Source organism: Pseudomonas poae, from assembly GCF_001439785.1.
Taxonomy (GTDB): domain Bacteria; phylum Pseudomonadota; class Gammaproteobacteria; order Pseudomonadales; family Pseudomonadaceae; genus Aquipseudomonas; species Aquipseudomonas poae.
Genome location: NZ_JYLI01000004.1, coordinates 92,311 through 118,077 on the forward strand (window position 1 = coordinate 92,311; position 25,767 = coordinate 118,077).

At 62.5% G+C, this 25,767-nt stretch carries 22 protein-coding genes; 7 read left to right on the top strand and 15 right to left on the bottom strand.

Translation table 11 applies throughout. The features are described from left to right. Positions 1-7: 7 nt before the first annotated feature. The 5 genes from TU75_RS05910 to TU75_RS05930 form a co-directional block, all read right to left on the bottom strand. Complete coding sequence (locus TU75_RS05910; RefSeq protein WP_082630312.1) at positions 8-997, bottom strand: fimbrial protein; 990 nt, start codon at positions 995-997, stop codon at positions 8-10. Further along, positions 994-3,513 carry a fimbria/pilus outer membrane usher protein gene (locus tag TU75_RS05915; protein ID WP_060548423.1) on the bottom strand — a complete coding sequence of 840 codons (2,520 nt, stop codon included), beginning with the start codon at positions 3,511-3,513 and terminating at the stop codon, positions 994-996. The genes TU75_RS05910 and TU75_RS05915 overlap by 4 nt, the downstream gene beginning before the upstream one ends. 112 nt (positions 3,514-3,625) lie before the next feature. Then, positions 3,626-4,393 carry a fimbrial biogenesis chaperone gene (locus TU75_RS05920; RefSeq protein WP_060548424.1) on the bottom strand — a complete coding sequence of 256 codons (768 nt, stop codon included), beginning with the start codon at positions 4,391-4,393 and terminating at the stop codon, positions 3,626-3,628. Between the two features lies 1 nt (position 4,394). After that, positions 4,395-5,168 carry a fimbrial biogenesis chaperone gene (locus TU75_RS05925; protein WP_060548425.1) on the bottom strand — a complete coding sequence of 258 codons (774 nt, stop codon included), beginning with the start codon at positions 5,166-5,168 and terminating at the stop codon, positions 4,395-4,397. A gap of 24 nt (positions 5,169-5,192) precedes the next feature. After that, positions 5,193-5,765: a fimbrial protein gene (locus TU75_RS05930; protein ID WP_003237351.1), complete on the bottom strand. Its 573-nt coding sequence runs from the start codon at positions 5,763-5,765 to the stop codon at positions 5,193-5,195. Between the two features lie 316 nt (positions 5,766-6,081). Here TU75_RS05930 and TU75_RS05935 point away from each other — a divergent pair, with 316 nt between their 5' ends. After that, positions 6,082-6,744, top strand: coding sequence for a response regulator transcription factor (locus TU75_RS05935; RefSeq protein ID WP_060548426.1), 663 nt, complete (start codon positions 6,082-6,084; stop codon positions 6,742-6,744). Between the two features lie 7 nt (positions 6,745-6,751). On the opposite strand, the gene TU75_RS05940 is transcribed toward TU75_RS05935, so the two are convergent. The 9 genes from TU75_RS05940 to TU75_RS05980 all read right to left on the bottom strand — a co-directional run bounded on the left by TU75_RS05940 (position 6,752) and on the right by TU75_RS05980 (position 17,889). Then, entirely contained in the window at positions 6,752-7,372 is a 621-nt protein-coding gene (locus TU75_RS05940) for a TetR/AcrR family transcriptional regulator (RefSeq protein ID WP_060548427.1), read from the bottom strand. Between the two features lie 64 nt (positions 7,373-7,436). Next, positions 7,437-8,282: a poly(3-hydroxyalkanoate) depolymerase gene (gene phaZ, locus TU75_RS05945; RefSeq protein ID WP_003237345.1), complete on the bottom strand. Its 846-nt coding sequence runs from the start codon at positions 8,280-8,282 to the stop codon at positions 7,437-7,439. Between the two features lie 159 nt (positions 8,283-8,441). After that, positions 8,442-10,121 (bottom strand): class II poly(R)-hydroxyalkanoic acid synthase, encoded by a 1,680-nt coding sequence (phaC, locus tag TU75_RS05950; protein WP_060548428.1) that lies wholly within the window; start codon positions 10,119-10,121, stop codon positions 8,442-8,444. A 248-nt stretch (positions 10,122-10,369) separates the two neighbouring features. Then, positions 10,370-10,747, bottom strand: coding sequence for a gamma-butyrobetaine hydroxylase family protein (locus TU75_RS05955; RefSeq protein ID WP_060548429.1), 378 nt, complete (start codon positions 10,745-10,747; stop codon positions 10,370-10,372). A gap of 131 nt (positions 10,748-10,878) precedes the next feature. Continuing rightward, positions 10,879-12,216 carry an ATP-dependent protease ATPase subunit HslU gene (gene hslU / locus TU75_RS05960; protein WP_003237340.1) on the bottom strand — a complete coding sequence of 446 codons (1,338 nt, stop codon included), beginning with the start codon at positions 12,214-12,216 and terminating at the stop codon, positions 10,879-10,881. 37 nt (positions 12,217-12,253) lie between these two features. After that, positions 12,254-12,784 (bottom strand): ATP-dependent protease subunit HslV, encoded by a 531-nt coding sequence (hslV, locus tag TU75_RS05965; protein ID WP_003237338.1) that lies wholly within the window; start codon positions 12,782-12,784, stop codon positions 12,254-12,256. A 257-nt stretch (positions 12,785-13,041) separates the two neighbouring features. Continuing rightward, a complete protein-coding gene (locus TU75_RS05970) occupies positions 13,042-13,743 on the bottom strand; it encodes an SPOR domain-containing protein (protein WP_060548430.1) in 702 nt (233 codons plus the stop codon). A gap of 1 nt (position 13,744) precedes the next feature. Continuing rightward, entirely contained in the window at positions 13,745-15,481 is a 1,737-nt protein-coding gene (argS, locus tag TU75_RS05975; RefSeq protein ID WP_015373576.1) for an arginine--tRNA ligase, read from the bottom strand. Positions 15,482-15,669: 188 nt separating this feature from the next. Continuing rightward, entirely contained in the window at positions 15,670-17,889 is a 2,220-nt protein-coding gene (locus TU75_RS05980) for a primosomal protein N' (protein ID WP_060548431.1), read from the bottom strand. 218 nt (positions 17,890-18,107) lie between these two features. Between TU75_RS05980 and rpmE the strand changes: the two genes are divergently transcribed. The 3 genes from rpmE (at position 18,108) to TU75_RS05995 (ending at position 20,614) form a co-directional block, all read left to right on the top strand. Continuing rightward, positions 18,108-18,344, top strand: coding sequence for a 50S ribosomal protein L31 (gene rpmE / locus TU75_RS05985; protein WP_003237330.1), 237 nt, complete (start codon positions 18,108-18,110; stop codon positions 18,342-18,344). A gap of 14 nt (positions 18,345-18,358) precedes the next feature. Continuing rightward, a complete protein-coding gene (locus tag TU75_RS05990; RefSeq protein WP_060548432.1) occupies positions 18,359-19,168 on the top strand; it encodes a thermonuclease family protein in 810 nt (269 codons plus the stop codon). Between the two features lie 177 nt (positions 19,169-19,345). Continuing rightward, complete coding sequence (locus tag TU75_RS05995) at positions 19,346-20,614, top strand: malic enzyme-like NAD(P)-binding protein (RefSeq protein ID WP_003237326.1); 1,269 nt, start codon at positions 19,346-19,348, stop codon at positions 20,612-20,614. A 212-nt stretch (positions 20,615-20,826) separates the two neighbouring features. Here the strand turns inward: TU75_RS05995 and TU75_RS06000 are convergent, their stop codons facing one another. Beyond that, positions 20,827-23,289, bottom strand: a complete 2,463-nt coding sequence (locus TU75_RS06000; RefSeq protein WP_370671334.1) for a penicillin-binding protein 1A — start codon at positions 23,287-23,289, stop codon at positions 20,827-20,829. Between the two features lie 219 nt (positions 23,290-23,508). Between TU75_RS06000 and pilM the strand changes: the two genes are divergently transcribed. Genes pilM through TU75_RS06015 form a run of 3 tightly spaced genes read left to right on the top strand, consistent with a single transcriptional unit; the run spans position 23,509 to position 25,681 of the window. After that, on the top strand, positions 23,509-24,165 hold the full coding sequence (gene pilM / locus TU75_RS06005) for a type IV pilus biogenesis protein PilM (protein WP_015373579.1): 657 nt from the start codon (positions 23,509-23,511) through the stop codon (positions 24,163-24,165). Continuing rightward, complete coding sequence (locus TU75_RS06010) at positions 24,162-24,713, top strand: PilN domain-containing protein (RefSeq protein WP_003237320.1); 552 nt, start codon at positions 24,162-24,164, stop codon at positions 24,711-24,713. Before pilM ends, TU75_RS06010 begins: the two co-directional genes overlap by 4 nt. Further along, positions 24,710-25,681 carry a pilus assembly protein PilP gene (locus TU75_RS06015; RefSeq protein WP_060548433.1) on the top strand — a complete coding sequence of 324 codons (972 nt, stop codon included), beginning with the start codon at positions 24,710-24,712 and terminating at the stop codon, positions 25,679-25,681. Before TU75_RS06010 ends, TU75_RS06015 begins: the two co-directional genes overlap by 4 nt. Positions 25,682-25,767: the final 86 nt, after the last annotated feature.

Genomic DNA, 25,767 nt, shown 5'->3' on the forward strand with positions numbered 1-25,767 from the left:
TGGGGGGTTAGTTATAGGTGATGTTGACCGTGGCGGTGCTGGTCAGCGTGCCTTGGCTGACCGTGCCGTTGCGGTGATAGGCAGCGCTGAGTGGCAACACGGCACGATCGCCGGATACCGCCAGCGTGCGCTCGTTGTCGCTGCCATCTGCCGAGAGGGTCCGCGCAACGCCGTTTATGCGTGAATACAGCCACAGCGCCACGCCACCGGCGGTGCCCGTGTTGGCGAACAGCAAGGTGTTTTCAGGTGCTGGCGTGCCGGAGAAACGGAATGTGACGCTGGAGGCCTCGCTGCAGTTGGCGCTTAACTCGAAGTCGCGTACGCCGGCAAAAGGCGCCGCTTCAAACGCGCTGGCTTGCACCGGGTCGAGCGAAATGGTGCGATTGACGTCGCCGGCTGCCAGGTCGCAGGTGGCGGCAGGGCTGACGAAGCGCACCGGGCTGTCGAGCAGCAGTTGGTAGCGGCCCAGGATGTTGTTCCTGACATCTCTCATGCGGTAATCGAAAATATTGCCGGCAGGCATGACCCCACCTGTCACCGGCCCGATTTTGTAGAAAATCGCCTCCGCTTTCGTGAAAATCGGGATCCTCCCCGGTGGACCGACGGTCTCGCCGCTCGTCAAAGCGAAGTTGTTGGTCGACCCGCGTGCATCGGTGATTCTGATCGTGATGCCTATGCCGGGCGCCTCGGTAGGGTACGAGAAGGCGATCGGCTCTCTTGGACCTAATTGTCGCGCGATGACCACGATCAGACTGTGGGTGGGGCAGTCGAGAAAACGGTCAGGCAGCACGCCGTTAAAGGGTTGGCGCAGGATTTCGCTGCCCAGGGGCAGGCTGGCCGGTACGCTGATAACGGCTGGCAGCGTCAAGCCATGCTGGGAGTTGGAATAACTCTCACAATAGGCTTGGGCGGCTAATGGAACGCTGGTCAGTAGGACGGCGAACAGGCGTTTGATGGAATGCTTCATCTTCAGTCCCGCAAGAAACAAGAGGTTCATGGGCGCGCGCCGCGTTGCGTGCCGGCTTTGCAAACGCCCGCATCCAACTGGCGCAAGCGGGTGCTCGCGGTGCTGTCAGGTTGTACCGCCAGGTCGTAGTCGAGCTGGCAGGTGTCATCAGCCAGGGGGCCCCATGTGACGCGTAACCGGCCTCGCGTGCCGGCTACACGCACGAATGCTTTTGCGCCCTGGCCGACAATCCCGACAGTGGCGCCGACTTCGTCGAACACATCGGCACCGAACGGCAGCACGCTGCCGTCCTCGCGCAAGGCGCTGATCAATACGGCGTGGCCGCCGATGACCTCAAAGGGCAGCCGCACCACCGAGCCCGCGCGCGGCGCTACGTTTTGCGAGGCCGTCTTAAGCTCGATATCGACGGACAGATCCCCGGGGTCCAGTTCGACCACGTTCTGCCGGTACGGCGTGAGATGGGGCACCACGGCAAAGCCGCTGTTGTCGACCTGCGCACTGCGGTTGCCATTGACTCGGGCACCCTGGGCATTCGGCGCCTGGACGATGCCGAGGGTATCGCCCAGCTCCGGGGCGAAGGTCACGCCGCCTGAATGGGCGACAATGCCGCCGGTGATGCCGAACGCGCTTGAGCGGTACGCATCGCTTTGGCCATACCCGGCCGACATTACGCCGTGGCTGGCCTGATACCGCACATCGGCACTGCTGGCGTTGCCGCCGCCCCGTGCCTGGCTGCTGCTCAGGCCATAGTTCAATTCGTTACGTTCACCCAGGCTGCCACTCAGGCTCACGCGCTCGCCGCTGCTTTGATCGCCGTGGTAGGCGGTGGTGGTCAGGGTCGGTGGGCGTGCGCCGTTGCCCAGTGGCAGACTGAAGGTGAGGTCTACCTGCTTGTCGACCTTTTCACTGAGCAAGTCGCGGGTACGCTGGGCGCTGACGGTGTAGTGAAGACCCTTCCATGAGCCGCTGTAACCGGTGGTGAGCGTCAGATTGCCGTTGGTTCGATTCCAGTAATTCTGCGATGAACCCGTCAGGTACATCGAGCCACTGCCCACGCGCTGGTTGAGGCTGATGTCCATGCGGTCACGCAGGTGCGACACGCTGTCCAGTTTCAGCCCGTCAATGGCGAGGTCGCGCACGCGCGCTGCATCGCTCACGCTCAGGAAGCCTTCAGTGGAATAACGGTAGGCGCCCAGCGCGAAGTGGGTGCCGGAGTCTGCAAAATTCTTGCTGTAGCGCAACTGAACGCTCTGCCCTTGGCGCGCCCCATGGCCCGGCAGGCGCGCGTGGGAGTGCGTGAGGTCCAGCGACAGCGCGCCGAGCGGGGTGTTGAACGCGGCGCCAAGCAAGGGCGAGCGATAGTCCTCGCCCACCACCACGCCGGTGTAGCCCGTCAGCAGGTTGTTCAGCCCGCGCTGGTAGGTGGCTTGCATCAGTGTCGGCGGGTGGTGCAGGCCAATTTCATCCAGCCGGCCGGCGCTCAGCGAATAGCGGCTGGCATCCGGGCGCAGCAGGTTGGCGTTGGCGGCAAACGGTACGATGAATTCGCGTGTGCGGCCATCGGCCTCTGTGACGGTGACCTGGAGGTCGCCGCCGTAGCCGGTGGGAAACAGGTCATTGAGCACAAACGGTCCAGGCGCCACGGACACTTCGTCGAGCAGCACGCCGCGCTGGCGCACGCTGACCCGCGCGTTGGTCTCGGCCACGCCGCGCACCACCGGGGCGAACCCGGTCCGCGAATCGGGCAGCATGCGGTCATCGCTGAACAGGCTGACCCCACGCAGGCGCACGCTGTCGTACAACTCACCCGGCGTGTAGATTTCGCCGATCATCAGTTGCGAACGCAGCAGACTCACGTCGCGTTGCACATAGCTGGCGCTGCTCTGGTAGCCGGCGGCGGTCGAGGTGCGGCTGTAGCTGCCGTTATGGCGCAGGTGCCAATCGCCCAGATTGAGGCCTGTGTTCAGGCCCAGGTAGCTCGACCCCAGCGAATGCCCAGCCGTCTGCGTCACAAAGGTGTTGGCGTTGTAGCGCACAAAGGCCGCGTTGATGCCGTTGTCCCAGTGCTGCGGGTCGACGTAGCCGCGTGGCTGGCGTGCCAGGTAGATCTGCGGAATCTGCAGCTCCAGGCGGTTTTCTCCGGAATCGAACCGGCTGCTGGCGCCAGGCAGGTAAGTGGCGATGTCTGCACAGGTGGAAAACGCCGTCACGGTTTCCAGGCTGATGCCAAACCGTTGCAACGCCTCGCGCTCCAGGCACAGCTGCGCCGCTTCCTGGCCCGGGAGCATGGCGAACGCCACGGTTTCGCGGCCGATCCACTGGCCATTGAGGCGCACGTCGGCGCGGTAGCTGCCGGGCAGCACGACGTTGCCCTGGTTGAAGCGGGAGATATCCACCTGCAAGCCAGCCGCGCGATCGGCAAAGAAAGCCGGGTTGAATTCGACCTGTTCGGCACCTTGTGCACTGTTGGCCAACGACAGGCCCAGCGCCACCGGGTAGAAAAATTGACGTGCGGTTTTTACGCCGATTGGCGTGTTCAGACTCATGGTTGCAGTGCTCGGAAACAGATGCCGATGGAATGTCGGCACAGGCAATCCCTGCCCGGTTGATCGGGCATCGGTACGAAGGCTTTTGATGGGGTTGAACGCTATGGCGACGTCAGGGCGGCGCGGTGGCGCTGTGGGCCACTTTCACGCCGAAATCGTCGAGGGTCTTGAATGCCACGGTGGCCGCAACGCCGGGCGCCGACTTGAGCGTGGGCAGGTCGAAGCGGTTGCGCCCGCCCGGCACCACCATGTTTTCAGCACCTGAAACGGGCGGTTTGCGCGGGTGACGCTGGCCGGCTTCCAGTACGTCAATCTGGTCAAAGGTCACGTAGTAAGGCGTCGGGTTGAACACTTCCACTGCCTGCCCCTGGTGGGTCGACACACGGCGCCATTGCAGTTTTTCGGGCGCGTCTTCGACTCTGTAAGGCAGGTTCGCCGGTCGGAAAAACAGCTTGATCCGCGAGCGAAATGCCAACTGCAGCTGATTGCCTTGAAGGGCTGTCGAGGACTGCGCAGGCACCTCCAGCAGGTTGAACCAGAACAGGCTTTCCTGGGCTTGCGGCAGGGCGTCGCCCGTATAGGCCAGCCGCGCCACCTGCTGTTTGCCGGGCTCCATGCGAAAGATCGGCGGCGTGACCACGAACGGCACGCCCGCCCGTTCCGGCGTTGCCTGCTCGTCGCCGCTGTCCAGCCATACCTGGGCCAGCACCGGTGCCTGGTTCTTGCTTTCCAGGCGCACCGTCACTTCCCTGTCGTTCTGCCCATAGACGATGCGCGTGCTGTTGATCACCACGCTTGCCTGTGCGGTATGGGCGCCTATCAGCGCCATGGCCAACACCGCGCGCCTCACCCGTGTCGATGAAAACAAGGTTGTTTTCATCTCAGCGGGCCTGGGCGTCTAGGTCAGCCGAGTGACGCACGCGGGCGCCGAAGTCGGTGATGGTGGTGAACTCGACCTTGAGCGCGCCGCTTGGGCGACTGCGCAGCAACGGCAGCACAAACTGTTTCACGTCGCCGGCCGGCAGCAGCAGGCTGTCGGTGGCCGACTGGTTCGGCGCTTTGCTGAATCGTTGGCCCGCGTTGAGCAAGTCCACTGACGCGAGCGAAAGATGGTACGGCGTTGGATTGGTGACCTGCAGGGCAAACCCCTGTGCGTGGCTGACCAGCTTCCATTGCAATTTGGCAGCGGCACTGGCCGCCGGGTAGGGCAGCGTGGGCGGGCGCAGGAATACGCGCAGACGGGTGCGAAACGACAATTCGATCTGGTTGTTTTTTTCGGCATCCGCCGCGCGCGGCGGCACTTCCAGCACGTTGAGCCAGTACAGGCTTTCCCGGTCGGTGGGCACCGGGTCACCGGAGTAGCGCAGGCGCAATGCCTGTTGCTGGTAAGGCTCGATGCGAAAGATCGGCGGCGAAACACTGAACGGCGCCTGCGCAGTGGCTGGCCTGGAGTGTCGGTCGCCACTGTCCAGCCAGGTTTGCACCAGTGCCGGGCGACTGCCTCTGTTTTCCAGACGCACGATGACTTCCTGGCGCTGCGCCGGGTAGATCACCCGCGTGCCATGCACAATCACGCCAGCCCGTGCGTCGGGTGTCAGCAGTAACAGCACGGCAAGTGACGCAGCCAGCCATGCAAGGCCGCTCATTGTTTTCATCGTCCGATCTCCTCTCGTCACTCCTTACTCGGCGTACTCGATCATGAAACCGACCCTGGTATTGACCTTGCCCTCAGTGGCGGCGCCGCTGGCGTAAAGCTGCGCCGCGAGGGGGATGGTTGCCTGGTTGTCGGTGATCACCACGGCTTCGGATTTGTCGGTGTAGACATTGAGCGGCGTGCCGGTACGACTGGTGACTTCGACCTGCACGTTCTTGGCATTGGTGGTGTCGGACGGGTCGTCGTAGCCGTCGATATTCAAGCGCCCGGTCGCCACATCGATAGCGGGGCTGGTCGGGTCGAACGCCACCATGGCGGTGCGCCCGTTGGTGCAACTGCCTTCGCCTGGAGCGCCGATGCGAATGGTGAAGCCGGTGAGGTTGGCGCGGCTGCCGGCCGTGGCCAGGCGCGCGGCTGAGACGCCGCCCAGGTTCACATCCTTGACCACCGCCCCTGTGCCGGGCGCGGCGCCTTCGATGGTGCAGGTCACGTCTGTCACCAGGCCGCTGAAATTGATCACGCCATCGGTGGCATGGGTGGTAGTCGACAGCGCTGCACTCAGAATGAGGGCGGCGGGAATTAAAGCCTTAACGTTCATCGTGTTCTCAAGGTTGGGTGTAAATAATGGGTCCTTATAATGTGTATCTAAAAGTGAATGTTCTCTATAGAGAAGTATCGATATTGCGTTCGTAATAGATTGAAATCGTATTGTTTGTATTGAGTATTTTTTAAAGTGCGGCTTGGCTAGGAAGTTTCCCTCGGAATACTCTGTCAGTCGTTACTGTAGTTTTATGTAGTCTTTGTTGTGGGCATATATTGAATGCCCTGTAGGCCTGGGTTATAGCGTTGAACAAGTTACAGGCATTAACGCAGGTATCCCGATGGCAGCTTCAAGTTCCACCCCTTGCACTGTCATGCTGCTGGATGACCACGAGATGGTTCGCCAGGGTATCGAGCTGGGCCTGCGCAACGAGGCCGATATCCGCGTGATCGGCTCGTTCGGCACGGCAAGGGCGTTGCTGGAGGCGCTGGACCGGCACCCTGCGGACGTGGTGGTCATGGACTTCGTGCTGGCGCCCTCGGAGACCGACGGTCTGAACCTGATCCAGGTGCTCAAGCGGCGTTTCAGCCGGTGCAGATCGTTGATCGTGGCGTCGCACTACACGCCCGCGACGGTTGCGCTGTCGTTGAAAGCCGGGTGTTGGGGAATCCTGGGGAAAACCCAGAACCTGCAGACGTTGATCACCGCTATTCGAACCGTCGCCCAGGGCCGCTTGTATGTGCAGCCCGGTATGGTGCCGGCGCTGCAAGGCATGCAATCGATGACGCACGTTGCCGGCCCGCGCTCAAATTTGGATATTTCAACACCGCTGCGCTTGAGCGCCTGCCTCACACCCAAAGAGCAGGAAGTACTGCGCTGTTTTCTCGACGGCATGTCGGTGAGTTCAATTGCCGCCAAGTTTTCCCGCAGTGCAAGTACCATCAGCACGCAAAAACAATCGGCGTATCGAAAGTTGGGTATCAGCAACGACAGCGAACTGTTCAAGTTCAATCAGCAGTTCGGCGAGTTTGAATAATTGCCGGTTAAACCGGGTCTTGCAGGTAACGCAGTGCCAGCCGTTCGGTGGCCTGGCGTATCGGCGGCAACAGGTGCGGTGCCACCAGCATCATGATCTGGTAAACCACCACCCGCACCTCGCCGACACGGCCGAGAACGCGCTGATAATCCAGGGAAAACAGCAGGGTCAGGGTGATTTGCTCCACCAGTTGCCCCAGTGCCTGGGTATCGCTCACCAGTTGCCCATCGGCCTTGAGCCGCGCCAGCAGCGAGGCGAGGGTGCGCTTGAGGGCGGTGAGCAGGTGGCGAATGCCCTTGGCCAGCTTGGGCAGGCGTCCGGCCAGGTTGGACAGGTCCTGGAACAGAAACCGGTAATGCGCCATGCGCTCCACGATCAGGTGCAGAAACAGCCAGTAATCCTGGGGTTCCAGGTGCGCATCGGCGGGCGGGTCGAGCAGCGGCGCCAGCTCGGTCTGAAAGCGCTCGAACAATCCCAGCACCAGCGGCTCCTTGCCATGGAAGTGATAGTAGAGGTTGCCGGGGCTGATCCCCATCTCATTGGCCACCTCCATGGTCGACACATTCGGTTCGCCCTTATGATTGAACAACTGCAGGGCACATTCAAGGATACGGTCGCGGGTCTTCATCCGGGCTTCTTGGGCTGATCGTTGAGTTGAGCGCAGGCGCATACAGGCGGCCGGCGACGCGTTATTACACGGTTGGTCGCGGGTGAATCACGGCGCGCAGGCGCTCCTCCTGAAGGAATTTCATGATGATCGGCGCCACGGCCTCGGCCCGTGTGATCAGGAACAGATGGCCGTCATCGATGATGTGCAACTGCGCATTGGGGATGCGCCAGGCGAGCAGGCGCATGTTGATCAGCGGAATCAGCGGGTCGTCGTCACCGGCCAGCACCAGGGTTGGTTGGCGGATCTTGTGCAGCCAGTGAATGCTGGTCCAGCCCAGCCCTGCGAACAGCTGCCAGTAGTAGCCCAGCTTGCCCGCCGAGCGCACTTTGCTGGCGTGCTCGGCAGCCAGCCTGGCATCCCGGCGGAACGAGCCGCCGTAGATCATCGGTGCAATGCGCACCACGTGGGACGGCTGGATATAGCGGCGCGGGCTTGCCATCAGCCACAGCACCTTGGGTTTGCCCGGCACCATCACCGCACCCGCCGCCGTGGCTGCCAGGATCAGTTTCTTGCAGCGTTCCGGGTAGTCATGAGCGAACTGCTGCGCCAACGCGCCGCCCCAGGACACGCCCACTGCGTTGACCTGGCCGTAATCCAGATAATCGAGCATGCGCGCGGTGAGCCTGGCCAGGCCGGGGAAGCGATACGGCCGGTTGGGCGTCGAAGAGCCGCCGACGCCCGGCACATCGAAGGCTATCACTTCCAGGTCCGGGTCCAGGGCCTGCACGAACGGAAACACCAGCTCCAGGTTGGCGCCGATTCCATTGAAGATCAGTAACGGCGTCAGGTGCGGTTTGCCCGGACGCACCGCCGTGCGCAGGGTCTGGCCGTCCAGGTCGATGGTGCGGAAGATGAACGGTTGCGACATGCTCAAGCCCTGTGCAGTGTGACAGCCGGAATGTGGGCGAACTGTGGGAGGCAGGAGGCTCCCGATGACGGTGCATCAGCAACCGGTGTTGACTGACACATCGCTATCGGGGAGCAAGCCCCTCCCACACTTGATCTCATCCCATCATAAAAGTGTGTTCTAGCGTTCGTGAACGTAAGTGCCCGGCGCCGCTTCGGCTGCGGCGTAGATTTTATTGCCCAGTTTGGCCGGGGCCTTCTTCAATTTGCCTGCGCGCTCCGCCTGCCACGCCTGCCAATGCAGCCACCACGAATCGGTGTGCTTGGTCGCATCCTCCTGCCACTCCAGCGCGGTGCAGTCCAGGCCATCGCTGGTCTGGTAGCGCGCCTTGGGGTTGCCCGGCGGGTTGAGGATGCTCTGGATATGCCCGCTGCTCGACAGCACGAACTCCACCTTGCCGCCAAACAACTGCGCCGACTTGTAGCAGGACTGCCACGGTGTGATGTGGTCGTTGGTGCCGGCCAGGGAGTAGATGTCGGCGGTGATCTGCTTGAGGTCGATGGGCGTGCCGCACACTTCCAGGGCATTGGCGCGCACCAGGGGGTTGTTCTTGAACAGTTCGATCAGGTCCCCGTGGAAAGCCGCCGGCAGGCGCGTGGTGTCGTTGTTCCAGAACAGGATGTCGAACACCGGCGGCTCATTGCCCAGCAGGTAGTTGTTGACCCAGTAATTCCAGATCAGGTCGTTGGGACGCATCCAGGCGAACACCTTGGCCATGTCACGGCCTTCGAGCACGCCGGCCTGATAGGAATGGCGCTTGGCGGCCTCCAGCGTCTGTTCGTCGACGAACAGCGCCACCTGGGTGTCCAGCGTGGTGTCCAGTACGCTCACCAACAGCGTCAGCGCGGTGACCTTGTTCTCGCCCAGCGCCGCGTAGTGGCCCAGCAGCGCCGTGCAGGTGATGCCGCCGGAGCAGGCGCCGAGCATGTTGATATCCTTGCTGCCAGTGATCGCGCTGACCACGTCCACGGCTTCTTTGAGCGCTTCGATGTAGGTCGACAGGCCCCACTCGCGCTGGGCCTTGGTGGGGTTGCGCCAACTGACGATAAAGGTCTGCTGGTTATTGCGCAGGCAGAAGCGCGCCAGGCTTTTTTCCGGGCTCAGGTCGAACACATAGAATTTATTGATCTGCGGCGGCACCACCAGCAGCGGGCGCTCGTGCACCTGTTCGGTGATCGGCTTGTACTGGATCAGCTCCAGCACGTCATTGCGAAACACCACCGCGCCTTCGGTGGTGCCCAGGGTCTTGCCCACTTCGAAGGCGCCCATGTTGACCTGGCTCGGCATGCCGCCGTTGTGCACCATGTCCTTGGCCAGGTGGGACAGGCCATCGAGCAGGCTTTTACCGCCGGTCTCGAAGAAGCGCTTGACCGCCGCCGGGTTCGCCACGCTGTTGGTGGGCGCCATGGCTTCGGTCATCAGGTTGATCACGAAGTGGCCGCGGCTGATGTCCTGGGGCGACAGGCTGCTGTCATCGATCCAGTCGTGCAGTTCCTTGCGCCACGCCAGATAGGTTTGCAGGTAGCGTTTATAGAGCGGGTTCTGGCTCCAGGCCGGGTCGCTGAAGCGACGGTCATCGTGCTCCGGCACCAGCGCGGATTGGCCGAACATCACGTTCTTCAACTCGAGCCCCAGGTGGGCGGCATGCTTGACGCTGTGCAGCGGTTGCCTGATGGCCTGGGTCAGCACCATCTTCGCCGAGGCGAGCAAGTCCTTTTTGCGTAACGCGATGATCGGGTTCAGCCCCAGTGTGTTTTCCGAGGCCTGGCGTTTCAAGTCATCGTTGTTCTTGTTACTCATCTACGACGCTCCATTGTCCGAAAGACGAGTACCGGTTATTGCCGCGCGTCCGGTTTCGCTGCACGGCACAAGCCAGGTACTGCACTTGGGTGACCGTTGCTACCGCATCGTTAAATGCAGGGAACTTGCCAGTCCCATGGGTTACCCGAGTTTAATTTTTTGCGCAAGCGGGCCAATCATTGGCCACACAACAGATCATTCAAGCAGATGAAATTAGAAAATGCCCTCTAACGCGCAGGAGGCCCGAGCTAGAGCATCAGCCGTACGACCGACTCGCTCGGGTCGCGGGTTTTACCGGCGGCCTTGAGTTCGGCCAGGTAATCGGCCCACAGGCTTTCCTGACGCACGGCCAGTTGGTAGAGGTAATCCCAGGTGAACAGTCCGCTGTCATGGCCGTCGTCAAAGGTCAATTTCAGTGCGTACTGGCCGGCCGGTTCCACCTTGATCAACTTAACGTGGAGCTTGCCGAATTGCAGGATGGGTTTGCCGTGGCCCTGGACCTCGGCGGAAGGCGAATGCGTACGCAGCAACTCGGCGGGGAGTTGGTACACCTCGTCAGGCCCGTAGGTGAGGCCGAGGGTGTTGGAGGTTTTGTGCAGGTTTACAGCCGTGGGGAATTTGGACATTGATAATAATCCTGAAGAAACCGGCTCAAAAATGTGGGAGCTGGCTTGCCTGCGATAGCGGTGTTGAATTCACCCTCGCTATCGCGGGCAAGCCAGCTCCCACATTAAAGCAAAGCGGTTCTGTGTGAGGCTTACAGGATATAACGAGACAAATCTTCGTTCTGCGCCAATTCGCCCAAGTGGCTGTTGACGTAATCCGCGTCGATCTTGATCACTTCGCCATTTTGCGCACCGGCCAGGTCGCCGGCACTGAAGGACACTTCCTCCAGCAAACGCTCAAGCAGCGTGTGCAGGCGACGGGCCCCGATGTTCTCGGTCTTCTCGTTGACCTGCCAGGCAATCTCGGCCAGGCGCTTGATACCGTCCGGCTGAAACTCGATGCCCAGGCCTTCGGTTTTCAGCAACTCACGGTACTGCTCGGTGAGCGAGGCGTGCGGCTCGCTGAGGATGCGCTCGAAGTCACCTGGCGTCAGCGCCTTGAGCTCCACGCGAATCGGCAGACGGCCTTGCAGCTCGGGTACCAGGTCGCTTGGCTTGCTCAGGTGGAAGGCGCCGGAAGCGATAAACAGGATGTGGTCGGTCTTGACCATGCCCAGCTTGGTGTTCACGGTACAGCCTTCGATCAGCGGCAGCAGGTCGCGCTGCACGCCTTCGCGGGATACATCGACGCCCCCGGAGTTACCGCGCTTGGCCACCTTGTCGATCTCGTCGATGAACACGATGCCGTGCTGCTCGACCGCTTCCAGGGCCTTGGCCTTGAGTTCTTCCTCATTGACCAGGCGCCCGGCTTCTTCGTCGCGCACCAGTTTGAGCGCGTCCTTGACCTTGAGCTTGCGGCTTTTCTTCTTGCCCTTGCCCATGTTGGCGAACAGGTTCTGCAACTGGCTGGTCATTTCTTCCATGCCAGGCGGTGCGGAGATGTCGACGCCGGAGACTTCGGCGACTTCGATCTCGATTTCCTTGTCGTCCAGTTGCCCTTCACGCAGACGCTTGCGGAACAGCTGGCGTGTATTGGAATCGGTCGACTGCGCCGAGTCCTCGTTGAAACCCATGCGTGCCGGTGGCAGCAGGGCGTCGAGGATGCGTTCTTCGGCGGCGTCTTCGGCGCGATGGCTGACCTTGGTCACTTCCTGTTCGCGCAGCATCTTCAGGGCGGCGTCGGCCAGATCACGGATGATCGACTCGACGTCGCGGCCCACGTAGCCCACTTCGGTGAACTTGGTCGCTTCGACCTTGATGAACGGTGCGTTGGCCAACTTGGCCAGGCGCCGGGCGATCTCGGTTTTGCCTACGCCGGTGGGTCCGATCATCAGGATGTTCTTGGGCGTTACTTCAACGCGCAGTTCTTCGGGCAGTTGCATCCGGCGCCAGCGGTTACGCAGGGCAATGGCGACGGCGCGCTTGGCATCGTCCTGGCCGATGATATGGCGGTTGAGTTCATGGACGATTTCGCGGGGAGTCATGGACATAGTGTTTGGCGGCCTCAAGCGCAAATAAGCCTACGGCTTACTCGGCGAGGTCCTGCTCCTCAATGGTGAAGTTGTGGTTGGTGAACACGCAGATATCGCCAGCGATGCCCAGCGCGGTCTCGACGACTTCGCGGGCCGACAGGTCGGTCTTCTTCAACAGTGCGCTGGCCGCTGCCTGGGCGTAGCCACCGCCAGAACCCATGGCGATCAGGCCGTGTTCAGGCTCAACCACATCGCCGTTGCCAGTGATGATCAGGGACGCGTCCTTGTTGGCGACGGCCAGCATGGCTTCGAGGCGGCTGAGGGAGCGGTCGGTGCGCCATTCTTTGGCAAGTTCGACTGCGGCGCGCACGAGGTGGCCCTGGTGTTTTTCCAGCTGGCCTTCGAAACGTTCGAAAAGGGTGAAAGCGTCGGCGGTGGCACCGGCGAAACCGGCAAGCACCTGGCCGTGGTACAGGCGACGCACCTTCTTGGCGTTGCCTTTCATCACGGTGTTGCCCAGGGAAACCTGGCCATCGCCGCCCATGACGACTTTGCCGTGGCGACGTACTGAAACGATGGTGGTCAAGGGGAGAGTCTCCACGCAGCGGGGCGAAAATGCCCTGATGGAAACTGATATGGGGGTGGTGGGGGGGATTTCAACCGTAGGAAGGGTGTGCGGACGAGTGGTGTTTATGAGCCTTATACATTTTCCAGAGGCCCATAAAACCAATGTGGGAGCTGGCTTGCCTGCGATGGCGGTGTGTCAGTCACTGAAAATATTGACTGTTACACCGCCATCGCAGGCAAGCCAGCTCCCACATTTTGAGCGGCGTCAAGCTTGAATCAACGGCTTTGGCGTTGTTGTAACAACAGGTTGCTAAAGCCGGCGCCCGCCAGTTGCTTCTGCGCCACGGTCAGTTGCTCGCGGTTGCTGAACGGTCCCACCAGCACGCGATACCAGGTCGCTTCCTTCACCGTGCCGGACTCCACCGAAACGGTCTGCCCCAGCAGAATGATCTGCGCGCGAACGCGCTCGGCATCCGCCTGTTTCGGGAACGAGCCCGCCTGCAGGAAGAACTTGGTCACCGGCGCGGCCTTGGTTTCGGCAACCGGCGGAGCCGGCGGCGGGGTGATCCCGGCCAGCGCAGCCTGGGCGCGGGCGGTGTCGATTTTCGCGGCTTCCGCCGGGGTCACCGGTGTGGTCGGCACCTGTGGCGTCGGCAGGGTTTTTTCCGGCACCGCATCAGGCGGCACGATCACTTCCGACTCGGGCAGCAGCGTGTAGAAGTCGTATTTCGGCTTCACCGGGGCGGTCGGGCTGGGCGCGGTCTTGTTGGCCTCGGCCATTTTGCTGGCCTTCTGCTGTTCCAGCTTGACCCGTTTGACGTCGTCGCCCTGGCCCGGATCCAGTTTCATGAGGAACACGACGAACGCGCCGACCGTAAGGCCGATCGCCATCCACAGCCAGCCCGGAATCGGCTGCTTTGCGGGGGCCTGATAGCGGCTCGCGCCGCGCTTGGGTGCAGGTTTCTTCTTGGCAGCCAACTTACATACGCTCCAGGGTTTCCAGGCCTAACAGTTCCAGGCCTTGCTTGAGGGTCCGTCCAGCCAGTGCGGCGAGGCGCAGGCGACTGTGCTTCTGGGCTTCGTCGTCGGCGGTGAGGATCGGGCAGTTCTCGTAGAAGCTGGAGAACAACCCGGCCACTTCGTACAGATAGGTGCACAGAATGTGCGGCGTGCCTTTTTCGCCGACGCTGTTCAGCACTTCGCCGAACTGCGCCAGTTTGGCCGCCAGTTCGTGTTCCTGGGGGGCTTGAAGATCGATCTGGCCCTGGACTTCACTGAAGTCCTTGCCCAGTTTACGGAACACACCGGCCACGCGGGTGTAGGCATAAAGAAGGTAGGGCGCGGTGTTGCCTTCGAAGTTGAGCATCAGCTCAAAGTTGAAGCTGTAGTCGCTGGTGCGGTGCTTGGACAGGTCGGCGTATTTCACCGCGCCAATGCCCACCACGCGGGCGATGTTGCGCAGGTCGGCCTCGGCCAGCTCCGGGTTCTTTTCCTTCACCAGGGTGTAGGCACGTTCCTGGGCTTCGGTCAGCAGGTCGATCAGCTTCACGGTGCCGCCGTCGCGGGTCTTGAACGGGCGGCCATCGGCGCCGTTCATGGTGCCGAAACCCATGTGCTCCATGTGCATCGGGTGGGTGACGAAGCCTGCACGGCGGGCCACTTCGAACACCTGCTGGAAATGCAGGGCCTGGCGCTGGTCGACGAAGTACAAGGCGCGGTCGGCCTTGAGCACGCCGCTGCGGTAGCGCACGGCGGCGAGGTCGGTGGTGGCGTAGAGATAGCCGCCGTCGGCCTTGACGATGATCACCGGCAGCGGCTCGCCGTCGGCGGTCTTGAATTCTTCGAGGAACACGCACTGCGCGCCGTTGCTCTCGACCAGCAGGCCTGCGGCCTTGAGGTCGTTGACCACGTTGATCAGGTCGTCGTTGTAGGCGCTTTCGCCCATCACATCGGCCATGGTCAGTTTGACGTTGAGCAGCTCGTAGATGTCCTGGCAGTGGGACAGGGAAATCTCGCGGAAGCGGTTCCACAGCGCCAGGCATTCGGCATCACCGGCTTGCAGCTTGACCACCAGGCCACGGGCGCGATCGGCAAACGCCTCGGATTCGTCGAAGCGCTTTTTGGCCGCGCGGTAGAAATTCTCGAGATCGGCCAGCTCGTTGCTGGTGATCGGGTTTTCCTGCAGATAGGCCATCAGCATGCCGAACTGGGTGCCCCAGTCGCCTACGTGGTTCTGCCGGATCACGGTGTCGCCGAGAAACTCCAGCACCCGCGCTACGCCGTCGCCGATGATAGTCGAGCGCAGGTGGCCGACGTGCATCTCCTTGGCCAGGTTGGGCGCCGACAGGTCGACGACCACGCGCTGGCTGTCGCCCGCTTTGCGTGCACCGATGCGGGCGTCTGCCAGGGCTGCGTCCAGGCGCGAGGCCAGGGCCTGGGTGTTCTGGAAGAAGTTTATAAAGCCCGGGCCGGCAATGTCGGCCTTGGTGACGCTGGCGTCGGCCGGCAGCGCGGCGATGATTTTTTCCGCCAGGTCGCGCGGTTTCATGCCCGCAGGCTTGGACAGCATCATCGCGATATTGCTGGCGAAGTCGCCGTGGGTCTTGTCGCGGGTGTTCTCCACCTGGATCGCCGGCGACAGGCCTTCAGGCAACACACCTTCGTTGACGAGTTGGGTGAGGGCTTGCTGGATCAGCTGGCGAATGGTGTCTTTCATGGTGTTCTCTTTCAACCGCAAGCGGCGGCGCGCGATGCGCAGGTGGAAAAACTGGGCATTATCCGTGGCGCGGGCGGGCTTGCCAACCGTTCAGACCAGATGGCGGACCTGCGGGCCCATCGCAGGCCAGCCCGCTCTCACATTTAAAGGCGGTTACATTGCAAACGAGGGAGCCGCCAGGCTACCCATCAATACAAATCCACCGGATCCACATCCAGCGACCATCGCACCTGCCGGCCACCGGGCATTTGCTCCAGGGCCAGCAACCAGCTGCTCAACAGTCGATGCAACGGCGCGCGGGAAGTCGCCTGCAACAGCAGCTGGGCGCGATAACGTCCGGCGCGGCGTTCCATGGGGGCCGGCACCGGGCCGAGCAATTCGATGCCGCTCAGACCCAGCTCTGCCAGCAAACGTTCAGCGGCGCTGCACGCCTCATCGAGGAAGCCTTCGGCCTGCCCCGGTTTATGGGCTTCGGCACGCAGCAGGGCCAGGTGGGCAAACGGCGGCAGGCCGGCGGAACGGCGTTCGCTCAGGGCCTGTTCGGCGAAGGCAAAATAGCCCTGTTCGGTCAGCTGGATCAGCAGCGGATGATCGGCCAGGTGCGTCTGGATAATCACCCGCCCCGGCTCTTCGGCGCGGCCTGCGCGGCCCGCGACCTGCACGATCAACTGCGCCATGCGCTCGCTGGCGCGAAAATCCCCGGAGAACAGGCCGCCGTCCGCATCCAGGATCGACACCAGGGTGACCCTTGGAAAGTGGTGCCCCTTGGCGAGCATCTGCGTGCCCACCAGGATGCACGGCTGGCCTTTCTGGATGGTGGCAAACAGCTGGTTCATGGCGTCTTTGCGCGAGGTGCTGTCGCGGTCGACCCGCAGCACCGGGTAATCCGGAAACAGGATGCCCAGGCGCTCTTCGGCGCGCTCGGTGCCCGCGCCGACGGGGCGCAGGTCGACTTTGCCGCACTGCGGGCAATGGCGCGGCACCCGCTCCACATGGCCGCAATGATGGCAGCGCAGTTCGCCGTGGCGCTGGTGCACGGTCATGCGCGCATCGCAACGCTCACACTCGGACATCCAGCCGCAGTCGTGGCACAAAAGCGTCGGCGCGAAGCCGCGTCGATTGAGAAACACCAGCACCTGCTGGCCAGCGGCGAGGGTCTGGCCGATGGCTTGTTGCATCGGCCCGGAAATGCCGCTGTCCAGCGGACGGCTTTTGACGTCCAGGCGCAGGAAGCGTGGCTGTTTGGCACCGCCGGCGCGTTCGTTCAAACGCAGCAGGCCATAGCGGCCGGTGTAGGCGTTGTGCAGGCTTTCAAGGGACGGCGTGGCCGAACCCAGCACAATCGGGATGTCTTCCTGGCGCGCGCGCACCAGCGCAAGGTCGCGGGCGTGATAGCGCAGGCCTTCCTGCTGTTTATAGGAGCCGTCGTGCTCCTCGTCGATGATGATCAGTCCGGGGTTTTTCATCGGCGTGAACAGCGCCGAACGGGTGCCGATAATAATGTCGGCCTCGCCGTCCCGCGCCGCCAACCATGACTCCAGGCGCTCACGGTCGTTGACTGCCGAATGCACCAAGGCGATGCGCGCATTGAAGCGCTGCTCGAAGCGCGCCAGGGTCTGTGGGCCCAGGTTGATCTCGGGGATCAGCACCAGCGCCTGTTTGCCGGCCTGCAGGGTCTCGCGGATCAACTGCAGATAGACTTCGGTCTTGCCGCTGCCGGTGACGCCAGCCAGCAAGAATGCATGGAAGCTGTCGAAGCCTGCGCGGATCGCTTCATAGGCAGCGCGTTGCTCGGCGTTCAGCGGCAGCTCCGGCTGTGCCAGCCAGTGTTCATGGCGCGGATCGGGCGCATGCTTGCGGATTTCCACCTGCACCAGACCCTTGGCCAGCAGCAGGTCGAGGCTGTCCTTGCTCAGCATCAGCTTGCTTAACAGTTGATGCGCCACGCCATGAGGGTGCTGCGCCAGGGTGGCGAGGGCCTCACGCTGACGCGGCGCGCGGGCGATGCGTGGATCGTCGAGGCGCGCGCCAGGCACCGTGGACCAGAAGCGTTCCTGGCGCGCTTCGGCCAGTTCGCCCTGACGCAGCAGCACTGGCAGCGCCCAGCTCAAGGTGTCACCCAGGCTGTGCTGGTAATACTGGGCGGTCCACAGGCACAGCTTGAACAGTGCCGGTGGCAGCGGCGCGGTGGCGTCGATGATCGCCAGTGCGGGTTTGAGCTTTTCTGCCGGGACTTCGCTGTGGTCGGCAATTTCCACCAGGATGCCGATCATTTCCCGGCGGCCGAACGGTACGCGCACGCGCATGCCTGGCTGCAACTGCGTGCGCAGCACACCGGCCGGCGCCCGGTAATCGAACAGGCGGCGCAGGGGCGAGGGCAGGGCTAGGCGCAAAATGGCGTCGGGCACGCGAGAGGTCTCATCTATAAAGGCAGGCGGTGGCGCAGGGGCGCGAGCCTAGCAGACAGGGGGAGGCTTGGGGTAGCCGACAGTTTTCTGATGAAAGGACGGGTTGGGCTGTCAGCGCCGCTTGCGCGATTTGAAAGGTCTGTTAGAATTCGCGGCCTAATTACGTGCGGTATTCGACAATAGTGTCGAGTGGCGGCACGCTAGCCCGAGGAAGTGCCATGAAAGCCGATATCCATCCAGCGTACGAAACCATCGAAGTTACCTGCAGCTGCGGCAACAAGTTCGAAACCCGTTCGAACCTGTGCAAGCCACTGGGTACTGACGTATGCAACGAGTGCCACCCGTTCTACACCGGTAAGCAGAAAACTCTGGACACCGGCGGCCGTGTACAGCGCTTCGCAGATCGCTTTGGTGCTTTCGGCAAGAAACCTGCTGCTGCCACTCCGGCAGAGTAAGGTTCAAAAGCCTTATGGGCTTTTGCCAGCTGTTGAAAAAGGCGTCCCTTGTGGGCGCCTTTTTTGTGTCTGGAATTTGGCTGTCTGCCGCCCAGGCCGAGGTTTTCTGCCCGGCGCCGGCCTCACTGGCCCATGTGCAGGTCAAGCGCGTGGTGGATGGCGACACGGTGCGCCTCACCGATGGCCGCAGCGTGCGCATGATCGGCCTCAATGCGCCGGAAACCGCCAAAAAGGGCCGCCCCGACGAGCCCTATGCCGTCGCCGCGCGTCAGCGTTTGCAGGCCTTGGTGCGGGCCAGTGACGGGCGCGTCGGGCTCGTGCCGGGGCGCGAGCGCAAGGATCATTATGGCCGTACCCTGGCCCATCTCTATGGCGCCGATGGCAACAACCTGGAAGCGCAGCTGCTCGCCGAAGGCCTGGGGTTTCAGGTGGGCGTTGCACCCAATGTCGACCTCATCGCGTGCCAACAGGCAGCTGAAAACGCTGCGCGCCAACGCCGCCTGGGGCTGTGGCGCACATCACCCGTGCGCAGCGTGGCGCAGGTCCGGCGCGCAGGGTTTGCCCTGATCAGCGGCCGAGTGAGCAAGGTAGAACGCAATCGCGGCGGTATCTGGATTCAACTACCGGGTTCGCTGGCACTGCGCATTGCGCCTAATGTGGCCGGGAAATTCGACCCAGCCACGCTCAGCGGTCTGCAAGGCCAGACTATAGAGGCGCGTGGCTGGGTGCAGGATCGCGCTCGACGTGGCCGTGTTGAAAATGGACGGGCGCGCTGGGTGCTGCCGTTGAGTGATCCGGCCATGCTCAAGGTGTCTCGACAATAAAAACTGTAGACATTTTCAGTCTTGATTGTGAACAGTTGCGCCCTCGTATCCCGTGGCCTGCGCTCAAAATGCGCAGTTGCAGGGACTTGAGGCCCGTGACTGCCCAGTCTTGTAGGGAAATTGCTTCGCGCGTATCCTCGGCGGTCCGTCGACCAACAGTAAAAGCGGAATGCCGATATGTCTGATTTGAAAACTGCCGCTCTCGAATATCATGCCCATCCTCGTCCAGGAAAGCTGAGTGTAGAGCTCACCAAAGCCACTGCCACTGCTCGCGACCTGTCGCTGGCCTACAGCCCTGGTGTTGCCGAGCCCGTACGTGAAATCGCCCGTGACCCTGAACTGGCGTACAAGTACACCGGCAAAGGCAACCTGGTTGCAGTGATTTCCGATGGCACCGCGATTCTCGGCCTGGGCAACCTCGGCCCATTGGCGTCCAAGCCCGTCATGGAAGGCAAGGGCGTGCTGTTCAAGCGCTTTGCCGGCATTGACGTGTTCGACATCGAAGTCGACTCCGAGAGCCCGCAGGCCTTCATCGACACGGTCAAGCGCATTTCCATCACCTTCGGTGGCATCAACCTGGAAGACATCAAGGCACCCGAGTGCTTCGAAATCGAAAAGGCGTTGATCGAACAGTGCGACATTCCAGTATTCCATGATGACCAGCACGGCACCGCGATCGTTACCGCGGCCGGCATGATCAACGCTCTGGAAATCGCCGGCAAAACCCTGGCCGAGGCGAAAATCGTCTGCCTGGGCGCCGGCGCCGCCGCCATCTCCTGCATGAAGCTGATCATCAGCATGGGTGCGAAGCTGGAAAACATCTACATGGTCGACAGCAAGGGCGTGATCCAGTCCGAGCGTACCGACCTGAACCAGTACAAGGCGATGTTTGCCCACCCGTCCTCCAAGCGCACCCTGGCTGACGCTCTCAACGGCGCCGACGTGTTCGTTGGCCTGTCCGGCCCGAACCTGCTGAGCGCCGAAGGCCTCAAGTCCATGGCAGCGAACCCGATCGTGTTCGCCTGCTCCAACCCGGACCCGGAGATCTCGCCTGAGCTGGCCCACGCCACCCGCAGCGACGTTATCATGGCCACCGGTCGTTCGGACTACCCGAACCAGGTCAACAACGTGCTGGGCTTCCCGTTCATCTTCCGTGGCGCCCTTGACGTTCGCGCCAAGCGCATCAACGAAGAAATGAAAGTCGCCGCCGCCAACGCCCTGCGCGAACTGGCCAAGCTGCCGGTCCCTCAGGACGTCTGCGACGCCTACGGTGGTGCTCCACTGGCATTCGGTCGTGAGTACATCATCCCCAAGCCCATGGACAAGCGCCTGATCACCCTGATCTCCGATGCCGTGGCCAAAGCCGCTATCGAGACCGGTGTGGCCACCCTGCCGTATCCGAAGCACTACCCGCTGCAAAGCGTGGATGATGTGTTCAACGGCTAAGTCGTTGTAGCGCAACAACAAAAAGCCCCGGCTCATGCGAGCCGGGGCTTTTTTTGTGGAGGGTGGTTAACTTCGAGCCTTGCAGAGATCCAAATGTGGGAGCGGGCTTGCCCGCGAAGACGTCGACCCAGTAAACATTGACGTTGACTGACCCACCGCTTTCGCGAGCAAGCCCGCTCCCACAGGGGGGCCGCGTTAAGCCGCAGATCGGGTTAGAACAAATCGATCGGCGCTGCCTCATCCGCCGGCAGCGGGCTGCCCGGTACGACGCCGTTACCCAGTTCGTTGACTGACGGCGGCGTGTCTTCGCTCTTGAACAGTTCAAAGTACGCATTCGGCGTGCTCGGCGATGCAGCGCGGCCACTTACCGGGTCGATCCGCAAGCTGAGGATGCCTTCCGGCTCCGGCTGGGTGTGCAAGGGCTTGTCCTTCAGCGCGGCGCCCATGTAGCTCATCCAGATCGGCAGCGCCACGGTGCCGCCGAACTCACGGCGGCCCAGGCTTTCCGGCTGGTCATAGCCGGTCCACACGGTAGTCACGTAGTCGCTGTTGTAGCCGGAGAACCAGGCGTCCTTGGATTCGTTGGTGGTACCGGTCTTGCCTGCGATGTCCGCGCGGCCCAGGGCCAGGGCGCGACGGCCGGTGCCTTTCTTGATCACGTCTTCGAGGATGCTGTTGAGGATATAAGTGGTGCGACCATCCACAATGCGCTCTGCCACCGCAGGTGCCTGAGGCTCGGCCGGGTTGCCGGCACTCGCCGCTGGCGCTGCGCCCGGCGTCGGCTCGATGGTGATGCCGCCGTTGCTCGGCGCCGCCAGGCCGTCGGTAGCGGCCACGCCGTTGACCACGTCACCTGGCACGCGTGGCGGGTTGGCGGTGAACAGCGTATCGCCATTGCGGCTCTCGATCTTGTCGATCAGGTACGGCGCGATCTTGTAGCCGCCGTTGGCAAAGGTGCTCCAGCCTGTGGCGATTTCCATCGGCGTGAGGGTCGCGGTGCCCAGGGCCAGGGACAGGTTGGGCGGCAGGTCCGACTTGGCAAAGCCGAAGCGCGTGATGTAATCGATGGTCTTGCCCACACCCATCGCCTGCAACAGGCGGATCGACACCAGGTTACGCGACTTGTACAGCGCCTCGCGGATGCGGATCGGGCCAAGGAAGGTGTTGGTGTCGTTCTTCGGACGCCAGACCTTGTCCAGGTACTCGTCGACAAACACGATCGGTGCATCGTTGACCAGGCTGGCGGCGGTGTAGCCGTTGTCCAGCGCAGCGCTGTAGATGAACGGCTTGAAGCTCGAGCCCGGTTGGCGCTTGGCCTGGGTGGCGCGGTTGTAGTTGCTCTGCTCGAACGCAAAGCCGCCGACCAGCGCGCGAATCGCGCCATTCTGCGGGTCCAGGGACACCAGGGCGCCCTGTGCTACAGGCACCTGGCTGAATTTGAGGCTGTCGTCCTTCTGGCGCTGCACGCGGATCAAGTCACCCACCTGCGCCACGTCCGATGGCTGCTTGGGCAGCGCGCCCATGCTGTTGGTGTTCAGGAACGGACGCGCCCATTTCATGCTGTCCCAGGCCACATGTGCTTCACCGGTGCGGGTCAGCACCTGGACGCCATCTTTTTTCACCTGGGTGACGATAGCCGGCTCCAGGCCGCTGATCGTGCGTTGTTTGCCAAGTTCGGTGGTCCAGGCGCTGAGGGTCTTGCCCGGCAGGCGCGATTCGGGGCCGCGATAGCCGTGGCGCTGGTCGTAGGCGACCAGACCTGAGTGCACCGCGTCATTGGCGATGTCCTGCAGGTCGCTCGGTACGGTGGTGGTTACGCGGAAACCTTCGGTGTAGGCCTCGCTGCCATAGCGCCCGACCATTTCGGCGCGGGCCATTTCGGCGATATACGGCGCGTTCACTTCGGGCGTCGGCACGTGGTAGCTGGCGTTCAGCGGCTCGGCCACCGCGCTTTCGTAGGCGGCCTGATCGATCTTGCCCAATTTGTACATGCGCCCCAGGATCCAGTCGCGGCGTTCTTTGCTGCGCGCCGGGTTAGCCAGGGGGTTGAAGCGCGAAGGGGCCTTGGGCAGGCCGGCGATCATCGCCATCTGCGCCAGGCTCGCGTCACGAATCGACTTGCCGTAGTACACCTGCGACGCGGCTTCGATACCGTACGCGCGGTTGCCCAGGTAGATCTTGTTGACGTACAGCTCGAGGATCTCGTCCTTGGTCAACTGTCGCTCGATCTGCAAGGCCAGCAAAATCTCGGTGGCCTTGCGCGAAAAACTGCGCTCACTGGTAAGGAAGAAGTTCTTCGCCACCTGCATGGTGATGGTGCTGCCACCGGATTGAATGTGTCCGCTTTTTACCAGCTGTGTGGCCGCGCGCACCAGGCTACTGGGGTCGACGCCATAGTGGTTGGCGAAATTATCGTCCTCGGCAGACAGCAGTGCGCTAATAAAATTGGGTGGAATGTCGGCGAAACGGATCGGTGTGCGGCGCATTTCGCCGAACTCCGCGATCAGTTTTTCATCGCTGCTGTAGACCCGCAAAGGAATCTGCAACTGGATACTTCTGAGTGCCTCTACGGAGGGCAAACCCGGACTAAGGTAGAGGTAGGCCCCGCTGAGGACGAGCAGGAGCCCGCAAACGATGGCGACAATGGAGTACCCGAAAAACTTCAGCAGACGAATCAAGGCTTTTGGATTTCCAGAGAAAAGAATGAGTTAGGCGCCGGGGCATGCATGACAAACGATGGATCGACCCGGGCAGCAGATAAAAGCGGAAAAAAACGCTGGGCATTAAAGCATTTTTCGACTTGGGGCGTCATTCGTGCCGGTTCAACAAGCCGACCGAACGCACGGCGCCAGCGCCAATCAGGCGGTAAGACAGGCAAAGGTTTAGGGAGTTTTATGGCAAAGGGATTTTTCAGGCGAAAAGTCGACACCGTACTGGGCGTCGACATCAATGACAGCGGGATCAAACTGATTGAACTGAGCCGTTCGGCCAGCGGCTATACCGTTGAAGGCTATGCCACGCAATCGCTGCCGAGCCGGGCGGTGGTCGATGGCAGCTTGCTCGATCTTGAGCGGATCGGCCAGGCCCTGCACCAGGCCCTGTCACGCCTGCGCACCTCGGCCCGACAGGCGGCGGTGGCGGTAGCGGGGTCATCGGTGATCACGCGGGTGATCGACCTGCAGGCGCGGCTCAGCGACCAGGAGATGGCCCGGCAGATCCAGCTCGAAGCCGACCAGTACATTCCTTACCCGCTGGACGACGTTGCCATCGACTTTCAAGTGCGCGGCCCCTGTGTCGACAATCCGCAGCGGGTGCAGGTATTGCTGGCGGCGTGTCTGAAGGAACAGGTCGAAACCCGCGAGGCGGTTTTGGCCCTGGCGGGGCTTGTGCCGAGGGTGGTGGATGTCGAAGGGTTTGCATTGGAGCGCGCATGCAGTCAGGATTTCGCCAGCTTCACGCCGGGCCGTCGTGTCGATGGCGCACAATGGGCCGCGGATGCCCACGGGATGGGAGTGGCTTGCGGATTGGCCCTGAGGAGTTTCGCTGGATGACACGAATCAATCTTTTGCCCTGGCGCCAGGCGCTGGCGCAGCGGCGGCGCAAATACTTCCTGGTATTTTTGCTGGCGTTCGTCTGTGTGGCGCTGGCGGCGGTGTGGCTGGCGGATCAGGTCATCGACCAGGCCATCGACCGCCAGGTAACGCGCAACAGCCATGTGGGCAAGGACGTCGCCGCCCAGGATGCTCGGATCAATACCATCGACGACCTGCAGGAGCAAAGCCAGCAACTGGCCGAGCGCATGAAGGTCGTGCAGGACCTGCACGAAGCCCGCTCTGCCGGCGCGCAGTTGCTGGACCAGTTGGCCCGCGCCGTGCCCGAGGGCGTGCATCTGCACGAGGTGGTTGCCCGCGGTGACAGCGTCAGCATCAGCGGCAGCGCTGAATCCAGCCAGGATATCGCTCAACTGATGCGCAGCCTGGAAGCCTCCCAGGGCGCCCACGCGACGCGGCTGCAACATGTGCGGGCGGAGGGGGCAGATGGCCGCAACGAATTTCAATTGATGGTGCGCCAGGGGGAATCCACCGAGGCCCAGCCATGAGCCTGCCCAGGCTCGATCTTTACGCACTCACTCACCACGCTGCCACATGGCCCTTGCCCGGCAAGGTTTTGCTCGGTTGCGCGCTGGCCGGCCTGGCGCTGGTGGTGGGCAACAGTGTGGTGCTGGCGCCGTCCCGCGAGCGGCTGCAAGTGCTCCAGGCGCAGGAAGTGGCCCTGCAACAGGCGCTCGCGCAAAAGGCCGACCTTGCGTCGAGCCTTGAGCGTCGCAGCCATGAGGCCCAGGCGCTGCGGGCGCGGGTTGGCGGGCTGTTCCGGCAATTATCCGCTGAGTCCGATATGCCCGGCCTGCTCGAAGACATCGACCGGCTGGCGGCCGGCAACGGTCTGCTGGTCGACGGCGTGAAGGTGTTGGACGAGCAGCCTCAGCCGTTCTATATCGAGGCGCCGGTGCAGATTGGCGTGGTTGGCACCTACCATGACCTGGCAACCTTCGTCAGCGGCTTGGGCGGGCTGGCGCGGATTGTCACCGTGCATGATCTTGCGCTTGCGTCTGACGGGGCCTTGCTGCGTCTGGAGCTGCTGGCCAAGACCTACCGCCGTCTGTCGCCCCACGGCGAGCCTGGGCCGGTCACGCAGTGGGGGCCGCGCTTTGCCTACAACGCAGCCTCCCTGCGTGATCCGTTCCAACCCCCGGCCTTGCAGGTCGAATACGCCCCCGGCAAACCTGCGCCCGCGCCTGACCTTTCACGGCAGCGCGGTCTGCTGGAAAGCCTGCCCATCGAGCACTTCGAAATGGTCGGCACCCTGTCTCGTGGTGCTCAACGTTTCGTCCTGCTGCGCGCGGCCTCCAGCGTGCACCGCGTGGCGATCGGCGACTACCTGGGGCCGAACCACGGCCGCGTCACAGCCATCCATGACGGCCACGTCGAGCTGGCCGAGCTGTTTCCCGATGAACAGGGCGCCTGGTTGCAGCGCTCGCGAACCCTTGTGTTGAACGTCAACTCATAACGGAATCGAACAATGAAAAGGACTTTCTCGTCCTTCGGTGTGGCGCTATGGATAGCGTTCACGGCACCGATGGCTGCCGCTGTGCC

Bases quoted from the DNA above. Each gene is read 5' to 3' on its own strand.
- TU75_RS05910 (WP_082630312.1), bottom strand. From the start codon at position 997: ATGAACCTCTTGTTTCTTGCGGGACTGAAGATGAAGCATTCCATCAAA.
- TU75_RS05915 (WP_060548423.1), bottom strand. From the start codon at position 3,513: ATGAGTCTGAACACGCCAATCGGCGTAAAAACCGCACGTCAATTTTTC.
- TU75_RS05920 (WP_060548424.1), bottom strand. From the start codon at position 4,393: ATGAAAACAACCTTGTTTTCATCGACACGGGTGAGGCGCGCGGTGTTG.
- TU75_RS05925 (WP_060548425.1), bottom strand. From the start codon at position 5,168: ATGAAAACAATGAGCGGCCTTGCATGGCTGGCTGCGTCACTTGCCGTG.
- TU75_RS05930 (WP_003237351.1), bottom strand. From the start codon at position 5,765: ATGAACGTTAAGGCTTTAATTCCCGCCGCCCTCATTCTGAGTGCAGCG.
- TU75_RS05935 (WP_060548426.1), top strand. From the start codon at position 6,082: ATGCTGCTGGATGACCACGAGATGGTTCGCCAGGGTATCGAGCTGGGC.
- TU75_RS05940 (WP_060548427.1), bottom strand. From the start codon at position 7,372: ATGAAGACCCGCGACCGTATCCTTGAATGTGCCCTGCAGTTGTTCAAT.
- phaZ (WP_003237345.1), bottom strand. From the start codon at position 8,282: ATGTCGCAACCGTTCATCTTCCGCACCATCGACCTGGACGGCCAGACC.
- phaC (WP_060548428.1), bottom strand. From the start codon at position 10,121: ATGAGTAACAAGAACAACGATGACTTGAAACGCCAGGCCTCGGAAAAC.
- TU75_RS05955 (WP_060548429.1), bottom strand. From the start codon at position 10,747: ATGTCCAAATTCCCCACGGCTGTAAACCTGCACAAAACCTCCAACACC.
- hslU (WP_003237340.1), bottom strand. From the start codon at position 12,216: ATGTCCATGACTCCCCGCGAAATCGTCCATGAACTCAACCGCCATATC.
- argS (WP_015373576.1), bottom strand. From the start codon at position 15,481: ATGAAAGACACCATTCGCCAGCTGATCCAGCAAGCCCTCACCCAACTC.
- rpmE (WP_003237330.1), top strand. From the start codon at position 18,108: ATGAAAGCCGATATCCATCCAGCGTACGAAACCATCGAAGTTACCTGC.
- TU75_RS05990 (WP_060548432.1), top strand. From the start codon at position 18,359: ATGGGCTTTTGCCAGCTGTTGAAAAAGGCGTCCCTTGTGGGCGCCTTT.
- TU75_RS05995 (WP_003237326.1), top strand. From the start codon at position 19,346: ATGTCTGATTTGAAAACTGCCGCTCTCGAATATCATGCCCATCCTCGT.
- pilM (WP_015373579.1), top strand. From the start codon at position 23,509: ATGGCAAAGGGATTTTTCAGGCGAAAAGTCGACACCGTACTGGGCGTC.
- TU75_RS06010 (WP_003237320.1), top strand. From the start codon at position 24,162: ATGACACGAATCAATCTTTTGCCCTGGCGCCAGGCGCTGGCGCAGCGG.
- TU75_RS06015 (WP_060548433.1), top strand. From the start codon at position 24,710: ATGAGCCTGCCCAGGCTCGATCTTTACGCACTCACTCACCACGCTGCC.